This is a genomic window from Alcanivorax sp. HI0007, from assembly GCF_001635525.1.
In the GTDB taxonomy this organism is placed as follows: Bacteria; Pseudomonadota; Gammaproteobacteria; order Pseudomonadales; family Alcanivoracaceae; genus Alcanivorax.
This window is the reverse complement of record NZ_LWEJ01000161.1, coordinates 1-284: the sequence shown is the minus strand read 5'-3', so window position 1 is coordinate 284 and position 284 is coordinate 1. Positions and strand designations below refer to the sequence as shown.

1 pseudogene is annotated in these 284 nt (G+C 67.3%); it reads left to right on the top strand.

The window, feature by feature from the left end:
• Positions 1–284: pseudogene (locus A3714_RS08475) on the top strand (3-deoxy-7-phosphoheptulonate synthase); the annotation flags it as partial.

The window sequence follows — 284 nt, the reverse complement described above, 5'->3', positions numbered from 1 at the left end:
CACATTGCCCGCAAGCTGCTGCTGGATGTGGCCGAGCTGGGCCTGCCCTCTGCTACCGAGGCGCTGGACCCGACCACCCCGCAGTATCTGCAGGACCTGATTGCCTGGAACGCCATCGGCGCCCGCACCACCGAGAGCCAGACTCACCGGGAAATGTCCTCCGGTCTGTCCAGCCCGGTGGGCTTCAAGAACGGCACCGACGGCAGCCTGGATGTGGCGGTGAACGCCATGCTCAGCGTCAAGCACCCGCACCGTTTCCTGGGTACCGACCCGGAGGGCCGCGT